Raw genomic sequence first — 13,079 nt, 5'->3', positions numbered from 1 at the left:
CAGCGCAGGTGCTGCTCGGCCAGCAGTTCGGTCGGCGCCATCACGGCCGCCTGATGCCCCGATTTTGCGGCCAGCAAGCAGGCTGCCGCGGCGACCACCGTTTTTCCCGAGCCGACGTCACCCTGGACCAGTCTCAGCATCGGCCCGCTCGAGGCCAGATCATTCCTGATTTCCTCAATTATGCGGGATTGCGCAGCGGTCAGCGCGAAAGGAAGCGAGTCGAGAAAGGGCCCCAGCACCGCCCGTCCGGCGGACAGGATCGGGGCCGGGTTGCGTTTCAAGCTACAGCGCACGCGGGCAAGACCGAGCTGCTGTGCCAGCAGTTCCTCGAATGCCAGTCTCGTCCGCGCGGGGTTGCGGTGCGAATTGAGCAGCGCCGGATTGGTACCGCGGGGAGGGCGATGGAGAAAGTCGAGGGCGGCGACGGTGCCGATACGCAGTTCGTGTGGGACCAGCTCATCGGGAAGCCAGTCGGGCAGCGACCACTCGCCACGGGCCAGTAGATCGAACGCCCCCTCGATGAGGTTTCGCAGGGCCACCTGGCTCACCCCCTCCGTAGAGGGGTAGACCGCGGTAAGGTGCCCGGGCGCCGAAATCGTGCCGCTTCCCACCGCTTCGATCTCGGGGTGAATCATTTCCTTCGTTCGCGGGTCGGGTCGGACCATGCCGAAACATCGGACCCTCGAGCCGGGCCGAAGGGTCTGACGAAGGGCGGGATAGAAGTGGAAGAACCGGAGTCTCAACACATCGTCGCCGTCCGATAATTCCACGAGCAGCGCGCGGCGCCGTGTTCTCACCATTTCCGCACGGATGACCATGCCCTCGACAGCGACCTCAGCGCCGGGTATCAGCTTTCCGAAAGGTACGGTGGTGCAGCGATCCTGATACCGAAGCGGCAGGTGCAGGAGAAGGTCGCGGAGGTCTACGATGCCGAGCTTTCGCAGTCTTCCCGCAATGGCCGGACCCGTGCCCCTGAGTGCGGTGACCGGTGGCGGCGTCACACCCTCTATCGGTCGGTCAGGTGAAGGATGGCGTCCATTTCGACGCCCGCGCCCTTCGGCAGGGACGACACCCCAATGACTGCACGAGCCGGATAGGGCTCGCGAAAGTACTGCGCCATGATCTCGTTGACCACGGGAAAGTCCCCGAGGTCGGTCAGGAACACGTTGAGTTTGACGACATCCGCGAGGTCGCCTCCGGCGGCACGGGCCACTGCCGCGAGATTGTCGAAAACGTGTCGGACCTGCAACCCGATGTCGCCCTCCACCAGTGTCATGGTTTCCGGCACCAGGGGGATCTGGCCCGACAGGTATACGGTGTCGCCGACGCGGACTGCCTGGGAATAGGTACCGATTGCCTGTGGGGCATCGGGTGTCGTGATGATCTGCCTGAACACGGGTATCGGTCTCCGGTTTCTGCTGACGGTGGTTTCCGGGACAGGGCTTCGGGCAATGACGTCGTCCCGGGAACGGGTTTCCGGATTGCTTCGACCCGCGGCTGGATCATCCTCGGATGCGCGCGACCCGGTATACTTCCGGAATCTTTCGCAGCATTTGCATGATTCTGGCCAGATGCTTCCTGTTCCTGGCGGTCAGGACAAACGACATGGTCACGCTGCTGCCATCATGGCGTTCGATCGTGATGTTTTCGATATTGGATCCGAGATCGGACATCTTAGAGGCCAGGTTCGCGAGCACGCCCCGCTGATTCTCGGACTGGACCCGGATCGCCGCCGTGAACTCCCTGTCGGGTGTGGCCGACCACATCACCTGAACCCATTTTTCCTGGTTCTCCCTGTAAGCCTTGATGTTGCGGCAGGACTCGCGATGGACCACGAGCCCGCGACCGGCGCTCATGACGCCGACGATGGGATCTCCCGGCAGGGGATAACAACACTTGCCGAAGTTGACGACGATCCCTTCCGTGCCCCTTATCGCGAGCGGCGTATGCGCTGCGCTGGCGGAGCATTGCCCTGGGCCCTCTTCGTCGGCCAGTTTCCTGGCGATGATCTGGGCCATGCGCTTTCCTAGGCCTACCTGCTCGAGCAGGGTTTCTCGACTGTCGATATCCAGTTCTTCGAGCAGCGCCGCCATGCGGTCCGCACCGATGTCATCCACGGAGGTTTTCAGTGACGCGAGTTCCTTGTCGAGCAGTCGGCGGCCCAGCCTTGCCGCCTCTCCCTGGCGAAGGTTCTTCAGGTACTGGCGAATGCGTGATCTCGCCTTGGCGGTGACGACGAAATTGAGCCAGTTCGGGTTGGGGCGTCCGTTGTGGGCGGTGATCACCTCAACGGTCTGGCCGCTCTGCAGCACGGTACTCAGGGGCGAGAGCTGCCTGTCGATCTTCACCGCGACGCAGGTGTTACCGATATCCGAGTGAACCGAGTAGGCGTAGTCTACCGCCGTTGCGCAGTGAGGCAGTTCCCGAATCTCGCCTGCCGGCGTAAAGACGTAGATCTCGTCGGGAAACAGGTCGACCTTGATACTTTCCAGGAACTCAAGCGAGTTACCGGAACTCTTCTGGATCTCCAGCACATCCTTCAGCCATCGTCGCACCCGGGCCTGGGCCCAGGCGCCGCTCTTGTCCTCGGTCTTGTAAAGACTGTGGGCTGCGATGCCGGCTTGTGCGACGCGATCCATTTCCTCGTTTCGGATCTGGACCTCGATCGGAATGCCGTGGGGACCGAACAGCGTCGTGTGCAGGGACTGATAGCCATTGACCTTCGGGATGGCGATATAGTCCTTGAAGCGGCCGGGCACCGGCTTGTGAAGGTTGTGCACCGCGCCGAGGGAACGGTAGCAGGTGTCGACGTCCTTGACGATGATGCGGATGGCGAAGACATCGAAGACCTCCGAGAACGGGAGGCGTTTGGCCTTCATTTTCTTGTAGATGCTGTAGAGGTTCTTTTCGCGGCCATGGATACGGGCCTCGATTCCAACCTCTTCCAGCCGGTTGCAGATCTGTGCCTCGACCTGCTGCATCAATTCCTTCCGGTGCCCGCGACTGCGCTTCACCGCGGCCTCGAGGATCCGGTAACGCATCGGATAGAGGGCCTCGAAACCCAGATGCTCAAGTTCCACACGCATCGTGTTCATGCCCAGACGCTGGGCGATCGGGGCATAGATGCCGAGCGTCTCTCGGGCGATACGCCGGCGTTTGTCCGGTCGCATCACCCCCAGGGTGTGCATGTTGTGCAGGCGGTCCGCCAGTTTCACCATGATGACGCGCAGGTCCTTGGCGACGGCAAGCATCATCTTGCGGAAGCTCTCGGCCTCGGCCTCGGCGCGAGATTCGAAGCTCAAGTGAGACAGTTTGCTGACGCCGTCGACGAGTTCCGCGACGTCCGCGCCGAATTCCTTCTCTATCTGCCCCTTGACGGTGGGCGTATCCTCGATGACGTCGTGCAGGATGGCGGCGATGATGCTGCGAGCATCCATTCGCATCTCACCCATGGTCCGCGCCACGGCGAGCGGATGGTAGATGTAGGGCTCTCCCGATAGCCGCGTCTGTCCTTCGTGGGCCTCGGCACCGAACAGGTAGGCGTGGTAAACCTCGCGTATCTCCTCCGGTTCGAGATACGAGTCGAGCAGTGAACAGAGATTGCTGATCAGAAAACGTGTCGGGTCGGACGTGCCGGCCTTGCCGCTGTTCAGGGGTGCGACGTCTGCCACGGCGTTATGCGTCGGGCGGAACCGTTCCGGGTCCCGGTCGACACGTCCACAGGGGCCGGTTGGTGCGGGGGGCCGGTCTGGCCCTCGTCTGGGCAGCGTGAATGTTAATGCTCACGCGGGGCCCCGGGGCGTTATGGTGTGTCGGCGGGGCCCGGAGACGGCTTGCCTTCCCTGGCGCCTTCCACGGGAGAGCCGGATTCGGCGGCCTGCTGTTCGGCCTGGGCGGCCAGGCTTTCAAAGGCAGCGACGGTGTCAATGTCGGAAGTGCCAACTTCGAAGTCGTGCTGGTCCAGCAAATCTCGGCTGATCTTCCCGTCCGCTATCTCCCGCAGCGCCATGACAGTCGGTTTGTCGTTTTCCCATTCCAGGTAGGGTTCTGTGCCCCGGGCAAGTTGCCGCGCTCGCTTGCTCGCCAGCAGAACGAGCTGGAAGCGGTTGTCAACGAACGCCAGACAATCTTCAACGGTAACGCGTGCCATAGGTCTCCTCAGTCGCAGGTTTGCGGGACGCCCCCAACAGTTGGGTATTGTGCTGAGGCGGGGACCCCGCGCTTGTCTCTGCCGTTACGGCAACGTACGCCGCCATGGAGCGGGAGCGTTGACATAGCGTTTCAATACTAAACGATTGGCAGGATGCACGCTAGCCGAGTTCAGCGGAGGTTCGCAACCGCAACGCCCGTCAACCCGGACACTGCCTCCCAGCGGCGACGCCAACGGGTAGACAATCCCCGGATCCGGCAAATCCGATCTTTCAGGCGGTCAACCGGGATTATCCCTGCGCATCAATGAGTCCAGCAGTGTCGCGGAGCGGCTCTGGACGGCGGCAAGGGTGAGACGGCTGCTGCGTACGAGACAACAGAGTTCCTCGAGTGCCGTGCCGAAATCGTCGTTGATCACCACGTAGTCGAATTCGGCGTAGTGGCTCATTTCGGCTTCGGCATCACGCATGCGCCTGCTTACCACTTCCCCGCAATCCTGGCCCCGGGAGGTCAGCCGTGCCTCGAGAGCGGCGCGTGACGGTGGCAGGATGAAGATCGACGAACAATCCGGGGCGTGGTTTCTTACCTGTCGGGCGCCCTGCCAGTCGATTTCGAGGATTGCATCATCACCGCTGTCCAGGATGTTCGTGACCGACGACCTGGCGGTCCCGTAGGCATTGTCGAAGACGCGGGCGTGTTCCAGAAACTCTCCCGCGTTGATCATTTCCCCAAAACGCCTGGGGGAGACAAAGTGATAGTGCAAGCCTTCTTCCTCGCCAGGCCGAGGCGTACGGGTCGTGTGGGAGACGCAGACCTGCACGCCGTCCATGGTCGATACGAGGGCCTTGACCAGCGAGGTCTTTCCGGCCCCGGAGGGGGCGGAAACAACGAATAGTGAAGCGGTTGTCACGCGAGATCGCTCCGTGCGGAATCCGGCGTTGCCGGGGGAGACAGCGCCGGGGAAAAGACTATAATGGGGTGGGATAGAAGCATAAATTTACAATCTTCCACAGTCTTTACACTGGAGGTGGCTCATGAGAAGACGCTTGTATTTTATGCTGCCGGATATCGAGATGGCCAAGAAACTGGAACGCGAGTTGCTGCTTGCCCACATCGACGACAGCCATATCCATTTTCACGCGACGGTAGACGCCAAGCTGGCGGAGTTACCCAAGGCAAACCTACTCCAGCGCACGGACCTTCTGCATGGCATGTTCATCGGGCTGGTGGTTGGTGCGGTTGTCGGCAGCGCGCTCGGGTATCTGCTGTATCTCTACCCGGCGTTCGGAGATAGCCTGGGGATGGGGCCGATACTCGGTTTGGCCATCGCCGGTGCAGTATTCGGCAGCTGGGCCTCGGGCATGGTGGCGATCAGTATGCCCAATTCACGGCTCAAGGGGTTTCAGAGCGCGATCGACAACGGGCAAATCCTGCTGATGGTGGACGTGCCGAAAGAAAAGGTCGAAGAAATCACGCAAATGATCCATTCACATTACCCGGAAGCGGCTGACAAAGGAGTCGAGGCCCACATGCCGGCGTTTCCGTAACCGGGTTTTCGCGCGTTTGGGTTCCGACGCTCTATAAAAACGGGTAAGAGCCGGGCTTGCGGCCCGGCTCTTACCCGTTTTGCGGAAATGCTCTTCATTCGGCCGCCACGGCCGGATCGCTACCTGCTGCAGAAGACCTGATGCATCATGGTAATCAACTGCAGGGTGCGCGCGTCGCTGACGCGATAATAGACCCGGTTCGCGTCCTTGCGTGAGGCCAGAATGCCCTTGTCCCGCAGTATTGCCAGGTGTTGTGAAATATTACTTTGGGAGGTGCCCACACGTTCGACGATATCCTGCACGCTGACTTCCTGGTCACCCAGGGTGCAGAGGATTTTAAGTCGCAGTGGGTGGGACATCGCCTTGAGGGACCTTGACGCACGTTCTATGTCGTCGTCCCGGGTCATCAGGTCGGTGATGTTCGGGTCCGTTTCCAGTTTCTGCTGATTGGTGTGCATAATCCGATCCTGCATATTAGAATTATACTATAGAATTATACTACACATTCATGACGGTACCATGTGCACTCGTTTCTCTGACTGCCAAGGCCAATATTCGCGGTTGTCACGAATCATTCACCCGGCCGTTCGGAGCGGTCTTGCCGGATCCACGCCGAGCTCTGTTAACCGGAATTCTGATCGTTACCTCCTTTCTGGCCGGTATGGCGGATGGCGTATCCGGTTCCAGCCGAAACGAGGCCGAGATTAGGGCTCGCCTGGAGTCGATCCAGCGGGAGATATCCGGCCTCCGGACCCGTGTTGCCCAGACTGAAGGGCGAACCGGACAACTGGTCACTGAATTGGCGGAACTGGAGACATCCATTGGAACGCTGTCCCGAAAGGAACGCTCTCTCGACAGCCAGCTGAATGACCTGGAAACCCGCGCAGAGGGATTGATCGCCCGCAAGCAAGTCTTACGCAAAGCGCTGGCGGCTCAGCGCGAGGCTATCGGCAATCTGGTTCGTGCGCGCTATGCAAATGGTCGTGAAGCGTATCTCAAGTTGCTTCTCAACCTCGAATCCCCGGTCCATTTCAGTCGTTACCACATCTACTATGACTACCTCAATCGGGCACGCCTCGCTCGTATCGATGCAGTGACGCGAACACTCGATGACATGAGCGAGGTCGAAGTGGCGCTGAAGAGAAATGCCGAGCGTCTCTCGCAATCCAGGGAAGACTTGAAGGTGGAACGTGCCAGGCTGAAGGCCGCCCAAGACGGGAGGATGGTCACGCTCAAGGCGTTACAGGCGGAGATCGGCAAGGGCAACAGATCCATTGCCGCATTGAAGGCCGAACACGAGGGACTGAAGTCCTTGCTGAACAAATTGCGCATGGCGCTTGACGACATACCGGTCCATCCCGGTGGTGAACAACCCTTCAAACGACAAAAGGGAAAGCTACCGTGGCCGGCCACGGGTCGGATCGTCAGGGGAGGCACCGGTGGCGCCTCTGCCCAGGGTGTTCTTATCCGGGCCGGCGAGGACGAGGCGGTGCGAGCGATCGAAAGAGGTCGCGTGGCGTTCGCAGACTGGATCCGTGGCTACGGGCTGCTTCTGATCATAGATCATGGGAAGGGTTACATGAGTCTGTATGGGTACAACCGCAGTCTGTACAAATCACCCGGTGACTGGGTGGAAGCCGGAGATCTGATCGCCAGGGTGGGCGCCAGCGCGGGTCGTTCGACCCCGGGGTTGTATTTCGGGATTCGCCATAACGGCAAGCCCCTCGATCCCACCTCCTGGTGTACGAAACGCGTCAGCCTGGCCGATTGAGCAAGTCGCTGCAGGGCGGGGTGGCGTGCCAACGCGGCAGTCTCTTTGGAAATCAGCAGAGGCGGGGTTGGGCCGGAATTCGGAATTATCGGCCCGTATCCGGGTCAAACGCTTCAATTCTCATTGGGTTTGCCTTCCGGACAGCGGAAATCGTCCGTTCGTAGCGCAAGCGTGGCGCAGTTTCGGGATATGGGGTAATGTGTCCGTTTGCGGCCGCTGTCCCGTGGGCGGCGGGCCAACGGTTCGAACTGAGTCAGATATACTGAAAATGAGCACAAATCGTAGTCTTTCTGCCCGTACCCCTAAAATGGGGATAGGCCTGGTGATGGGAATCATCATCGGTATTTCCCTCGGTGTGGGGCACGGCGTATTCGCCGAAAGGGAAAAGCAGGTCAAGTTGCCACTGGAGGATCTGCGCACATTCACTGATGTCTACGCCCGCATAAAAAACGACTACGTCGTCGAGGTCAGCGACAAGGAACTGCTGGAGAGCGCCATCCGCGGGATGCTGGCGGGGCTTGATCCGCATTCGACCTATCTCAACGAAGAGGAATTCAGAGAGCTGCAGATCGGGACAACGGGCGAGTTCGGGGGTCTCGGGATCGAGGTGGGCATGGAGGACGGGTTCGTCAAGGTCATTGCGCCCATCGACGATACACCTGCCGAGCGGGCGGGGATCAAGGCCGGGGATCTCATCATTCGCCTTGACGACCAACCGGTCAAGGGCATGACCCTTAATGACGCAGTCAAGATAATGCGCGGTAAGAAGGGTACGGATATCATGCTGACTGTCGTGCGCGATGGAGCGGATAAACCGCTCAAGATCTCGATTACCCGCGACGTGATTCGCGTCAAGAGCGTCAAGTCCAGGATGCTTCAACCGGGGTTCGGTTACGCGCGGATTACGAACTTCCAGTCCAAGACGGCTCGAAACCTGATCGACGCCATCGAGGAGTTAAAAAAGGAGAACAAGGGACCGTTGCAGGGGCTGGTATTGGATCTGCGAAACAACCCCGGGGGCGTACTGACCGGTGCGGTTGGCGTTTCGGATGCTTTTCTCGACAAGGGTTTGATCGTCTATACCGAGGGTCGCGTTCAGGACTCCGAACTGCGTTACAACGCGACCGACGGTGATGTCCTCGACGGGGTGCCGATGGTGATCCTGATCAACGGTGGTTCGGCGTCCGCCTCCGAGATCGTAGCCGGCGCCATGCAGGACCACAAGCGGGCCATTATTCTTGGCTCCAAGTCCTTCGGGAAGGGATCTGTCCAGACAATCCTTCCACTCAAGGAGAGCGCTGCGCTGAAGCTCACCACTGCCCGCTACTACACACCGTCGGGCAAGTCGATCCAGGCCGAAGGCATCAACCCTGACATCGTTCTGGAAAACCTGAAGGTCTCTCAGGCGGAGGACACGGGTTTCGACCCCGTCAAGGAGGCCGATCTCGCCGGGCACCTCGATAACGGTAATTCGAAACAAAACCCTGACAAGTCAGGGAAGGACGACGCGGAAGGCCCACTCGCCGAGGAGGATTACCAGCTCAACGAGGCGCTGAACATCCTCAAGGGGATCGCTATATTGAACCGTGTCAACGCCAGCAGCGGCTGAGCGGAGGATGGTGCGGGTGGGTGATCTGGGTTGTTTCAGGTTTGCGGCTTCTCAAGACTGAGGATAACTAGCGATGACGCGCGTACTTGTTCCGCTTGCCCAGGGCTGCGAGGAGCTCGAAGCGGTGACCATCATCGATCTCCTTCGTCGAGCGGGCATCGAGGTAGTCACCGCAGGTCTCGACAGAGGACCGGTCAAGGCCTCACGCGGCACCGTGTTAATGCCGGATACCGGGCTGGACGACGTCGTGGACCAGGATTTCGATATGATCGTGCTTCCCGGTGGGCTTCCCGGCGCGGACCACCTCAACGAGGACCCGCGCATCCATACCCTTCTGAAGCGCTTGTCCGCTGAAGGGAAATATACCGCCGCCATTTGCGCGGCGCCCAAGGTCCTGGCAACCGCCGGGTTGCTGGACTCCCGACAGGCTACCGGATTTCCGGGTGTGCTCGAATCCCTGGCGCTGAACGAGACCCGCATTACGAGCCGTCCCGTACAGGTTGACGGCAAGGTGGTGACCTCCAGAGGGCCGGGCACGGCCATGGATTTTGCACTGGAACTGATCGAACTGATGCTGGGTCGGGAAGCGCGGACCGCAGTGGAGACGCCACTGCAGCGTCCCGCCGCCTGATTCCCTTCCGCTACTCCACCGTGACCGATTTGGCCAGGTTGCGGGGCTGATCCACGTCGGTACCCTTCAACACCGCGGTGTGGTAAGCCAGCAACTGAAGCGGTACCGTGAATATCAGTGGTGCAACCACCTCGTGGGTCGGTGCCACGTGCATGACGTGAACGTTCGGGTCTGCGACGAGTTCCGTATCGATGTCCGCAAATACATAGAGTTCCCCACCCCGCGATCGAACCTCTTCCAGATTCGACTTGAGTTTCTCCAGCAGCGCGTCGTTGGGTGCAACGGCGACCACTGGCATGTCACTGTCGACCAGCGCCAGTGGTCCGTGTTTGAGTTCCCCGGCCGCATACGCTTCGGCATGGATGTAGGAGATCTCCTTGAGCTTCAGGGCCCCCTCCATCGCCACGGGGTAGTGGGATCCTCTGCCGAGAAACAGGGTATGCCGTTTGTCTACGAAACGTTCCGCCATAGCGGCAATTTTCGAATCCATGGACAGAACGCGCTCGATCTGTGAGGGCAGGGTCCTGAGCTCGGAGATCAGGGCTTGTTCCGTGTCGGGTGTGATTCCGTGACGGCGGCCGAGAACCAGAAGCAGTAGCAGCAGTGCAATGAGTTGAGTGGTGAATGCCTTGGTCGACGCCACACCGATCTCGGGACCCGCATGGGTCATCAGGGCCAGGTCCGAGGCCCGGACCAGGGAGCTTTCCGGCACGTTGCATATGGTGAGCGAGCCGGCGTAGCCGGCGGTTTCCGCGATCTGCGATAGCGCCGCCAGGGTGTCGGCCGTCTCTCCGGACTGCGAAACGCTGACGAACAGGGTCCCCGGCTGGACCACGTGCTTCCTGTATCGGAACTCGCTTGCGACCTCGACGTGGCAGGGAATGCCGGTCAGGGATTCGAACCAGTATTTGCCGATTAACCCTGCGTGAAAGCTGGTTCCGCAGGCCACGATCTGGATTGCGTTCACCTTATCGAGGATGCGGGCGGCGGAGGGCCCGAGAATCTCGTCGGGTACGCGGTCGCCTTCGATACGATCCTCGAGCGTGTCCGTGATGGCAACGGGTTGCTCGAAGATCTCCTTCAGCATGAAATGGCGGTATCTGCCGCGTTCCGAGGCGTCGGCGCTCAGTTCCAGGACCCGCGCGGATCGTTCGACGGGATTTCCGTCCTGGTCGCGGATCTCGACGGAGGAGATTTTGAGATCGGCGATGTCCCCGTTCTCGAGATAGACGAAACGTTGCGTGACGGGCTGGAGTGCCTGTACGTCGGAGGCGATGAAATGTTCACCGAGACCGATGCCGACGACCAGCGGACTGCCGTGCCGCGCGGCGACCAGCCGTTGCGGGTCCTCGCGATCGAGTACCCCGATGGCGTAGCTGCCCTCGAGCTCGGCGACGGTTTTCTGTGTGGCCTCGACCAGCCCCATCCCCGTCTCCAGATGCGAGACGATCAGATGTGCGATGACCTCGGAATCCGTGTTGGAGGTGAATTGGACGCCGTTTCTCTCCAGCCTTTGCCTGATTTCGGCGTGGTTCTCAATGATGCCGTTATGTACGACGGCAACCCGACCCTCTCCACCGAAATGCGGGTGGGCGTTGGACTCCGACGGGACGCCATGCGTAGCCCAGCGGGTGTGCGCGATACCCAGGCGCCCGGGTAACGGGGTCGCAGTCAAGGCGCCGGCAAGTTCCGAAACCTTTCCCTGCCGGCGTACCCGATTCAGCACGTGGTCATGCAGTACGGCGATGCCGGCCGAGTCATATCCACGATACTCGAGCCTGCGTAACCCCTCCATCAGGATGGGTTCAATCTCGCGCTGAGCGATTCCGCCTACGATGCCACACATGGTTTCTGTCCATTGATCGGTTGGAGTGGGATGCCTGGATTCCGAATCCGAATGATTCTGGTTGATTGGCCGATTTCAATCGAAACGAACCCCGGTTCGCAATGGGTCCGTCGCGGGGTCCGAAAGACGGGGCAGGCCAAATCCCATTATTTCCGCTGTTTTCGGGGCCGTTTCCAACCCTTGACCGTGGTTTGCGGGGCACGGGACAGGGTCAGCTCCCCGGCCGGGGTGTCCCGGGTAATGGTGGATCCCGCGCCGATCGTTGCGCCAGCGCCCACGCGGACTGGCGCGACCAGCTGCGTGTCGGAACCGATGAAGGCGTCGTCTTCGATGATCGTCCGGTGCTTATACGCCCCGTCGTAATTGCAGGTGATGGTTCCGGCGCCGACGTTGACCCGTGTACCGACATCGGTGTCGCCGATGTAACTCAGGTGATTGACCTTCGACAGGTCGCCTATGCGGGATTTCTTGATCTCGACGAAATTACCCAGATGGACGCCGTCCGCCAGGCGGGTCTCGGGGCGCACGCGGGAAAACGGACCGACCCGGCAATTCTTGCCGATCACGGCGTCCTCGATAACGGAATTCGGCAGGATCTCGGACCCGGCGCCGATCTCGGCATCGCGGACCGTGCAGTTGGGTCCGATTCTCGCGCGCTCTCCGAGGCGGACGGTTCCTTCGAGCACGACATTGACGTCGATGAATACGTCGGTTGCCGCTTCGATTTCGCCGCGAACGTCGAGCCGGGCCGGGTCCGCGAGTGTTACGCCATTGGCCATGAGCCGGTCCGCCTGCCGAAGCTGGAAAATCCGCTCGCAGCGAGCGAGCTGCGAGCGATCGTTGATTCCCGTGACCTCTTCCCGGTCCCTGCAGATGATGGCCACGGCCGTTGAACCCTCCCCCACTGCCAGCTCGATACAGTCCGTCAGATAGTACTCTCCCTGCGCGTTGCTATTGCCCACCGACCGCAACCAGCGCCGGAAATGACCTGCCCGGGCCGACATGATCCCGGTGTTGACCTCCCGGATCGCGCGTTCGGTGGGATCGGCGTCCTCTTCCTCGACGATGCGCAGCAGAGCGCCATGGGCGTCGCGGACGATTCGACCGTATCCGGCGGGATCCTCCAGCTCGACACTCAATACAGCCAGTCCTTCTTCGGGGCATCCGCCGAGCAGTGCACGCAGCGTTTCCGGTCGCAACAACGGCACATCGCCGTAGAGCACCAGCAGCCGCGCCCGGTCATCGATGCCGGGCAATGCCTGAACCAGGGCGTGACCGGTTCCGAGCCGTTCGCTCTGCTCGCGCCAGTCGATATCCTTATCGTCGAGCGCATCGGGGACCTGCCGACCTCCGTGTCCATAAACGACGCGAGGCCTCGACGAGCCCAGGGCGCGCGCGGTATCCAGGACGCGGGCGATCATCGGCCGGCCGCCGATCGGGTGAAGGACCTTTGGCAGGGCACTTTTCATCCTTGTCCCATGTCCGGCGGCGAGCACTACGACTGTCGGGGTGTCATTCATTGGTAG

General features: G+C 60.8%; 12 protein-coding genes. 4 read left to right on the top strand and 8 right to left on the bottom strand.

What is annotated here, in order from left to right; genetic code table 11:
- The 5 genes from LJE91_01590 to gmk form a co-directional block, all read right to left on the bottom strand.
- Positions 1-1,001: DEAD/DEAH box helicase (locus LJE91_01590; protein ID MCG6867449.1), on the bottom strand; the 1,001-nt coding region annotated here is incomplete at its 3' end.
- Between the two features lie 5 nt (positions 1,002-1,006).
- On the bottom strand, positions 1,007-1,396 hold the full coding sequence (locus LJE91_01585; GenBank protein ID MCG6867448.1) for a RidA family protein: 390 nt from the start codon (positions 1,394-1,396) through the stop codon (positions 1,007-1,009).
- A 106-nt stretch (positions 1,397-1,502) separates the two neighbouring features.
- Positions 1,503-3,671, bottom strand: a complete 2,169-nt coding sequence (spoT, locus tag LJE91_01580) for a bifunctional GTP diphosphokinase/guanosine-3',5'-bis pyrophosphate 3'-pyrophosphohydrolase (protein MCG6867447.1) — start codon at positions 3,669-3,671, stop codon at positions 1,503-1,505.
- 131 nt (positions 3,672-3,802) lie between these two features.
- Complete coding sequence (rpoZ, locus tag LJE91_01575) at positions 3,803-4,150, bottom strand: DNA-directed RNA polymerase subunit omega (GenBank protein MCG6867446.1); 348 nt, start codon at positions 4,148-4,150, stop codon at positions 3,803-3,805.
- A 279-nt stretch (positions 4,151-4,429) separates the two neighbouring features.
- Positions 4,430-5,059, bottom strand: coding sequence for a guanylate kinase (gene gmk / locus LJE91_01570; GenBank protein ID MCG6867445.1), 630 nt, complete (start codon positions 5,057-5,059; stop codon positions 4,430-4,432).
- A 124-nt stretch (positions 5,060-5,183) separates the two neighbouring features.
- On the opposite strand from gmk, the gene LJE91_01565 reads away from it, so the two are divergent.
- The gene (locus tag LJE91_01565; protein ID MCG6867444.1) at positions 5,184-5,696 is read left to right on the top strand and encodes a DUF1269 domain-containing protein; all 513 of its coding nucleotides are present in this window, start codon (positions 5,184-5,186) and stop codon (positions 5,694-5,696) included.
- A 119-nt stretch (positions 5,697-5,815) separates the two neighbouring features.
- On the opposite strand, the gene LJE91_01560 is transcribed toward LJE91_01565, so the two are convergent.
- Complete coding sequence (locus LJE91_01560) at positions 5,816-6,103, bottom strand: metalloregulator ArsR/SmtB family transcription factor (GenBank protein MCG6867443.1); 288 nt, start codon at positions 6,101-6,103, stop codon at positions 5,816-5,818.
- Between the two features lie 191 nt (positions 6,104-6,294).
- On the opposite strand from LJE91_01560, the gene LJE91_01555 reads away from it, so the two are divergent.
- From LJE91_01555 to LJE91_01545, 3 genes are all read left to right on the top strand, one after another.
- Complete coding sequence (locus LJE91_01555) at positions 6,295-7,467, top strand: peptidoglycan DD-metalloendopeptidase family protein (GenBank protein ID MCG6867442.1); 1,173 nt, start codon at positions 6,295-6,297, stop codon at positions 7,465-7,467.
- Between the two features lie 325 nt (positions 7,468-7,792).
- Positions 7,793-9,076, top strand: coding sequence for a S41 family peptidase (locus LJE91_01550; protein ID MCG6867441.1), 1,284 nt, complete (start codon positions 7,793-7,795; stop codon positions 9,074-9,076).
- Between the two features lie 73 nt (positions 9,077-9,149).
- Positions 9,150-9,707 carry a DJ-1/PfpI family protein gene (locus tag LJE91_01545; protein MCG6867440.1) on the top strand — a complete coding sequence of 186 codons (558 nt, stop codon included), beginning with the start codon at positions 9,150-9,152 and terminating at the stop codon, positions 9,705-9,707.
- Positions 9,708-9,717: 10 nt separating this feature from the next.
- Here LJE91_01545 and glmS read toward each other — a convergent pair whose 3' ends face one another.
- Both glmS and glmU read right to left on the bottom strand, forming a co-directional pair.
- Positions 9,718-11,553: a glutamine--fructose-6-phosphate transaminase (isomerizing) gene (gene glmS, locus LJE91_01540; GenBank protein ID MCG6867439.1), complete on the bottom strand. Its 1,836-nt coding sequence runs from the start codon at positions 11,551-11,553 to the stop codon at positions 9,718-9,720.
- A 146-nt stretch (positions 11,554-11,699) separates the two neighbouring features.
- Positions 11,700-13,073 (bottom strand): bifunctional UDP-N-acetylglucosamine diphosphorylase/glucosamine-1-phosphate N-acetyltransferase GlmU, encoded by a 1,374-nt coding sequence (gene glmU / locus LJE91_01535; GenBank protein ID MCG6867438.1) that lies wholly within the window; start codon positions 13,071-13,073, stop codon positions 11,700-11,702.
- Positions 13,074-13,079 lie beyond the last annotated feature (6 nt).

It is taken from the genome of Gammaproteobacteria bacterium, from assembly GCA_022340215.1.
Classification (GTDB): Bacteria; Pseudomonadota; Gammaproteobacteria; order JAJDOJ01; family JAJDOJ01; genus JAJDOJ01.
Note: the sequence above shows the minus strand (reverse complement) of the source record. Positions and strands in the feature narration are given on the sequence as shown.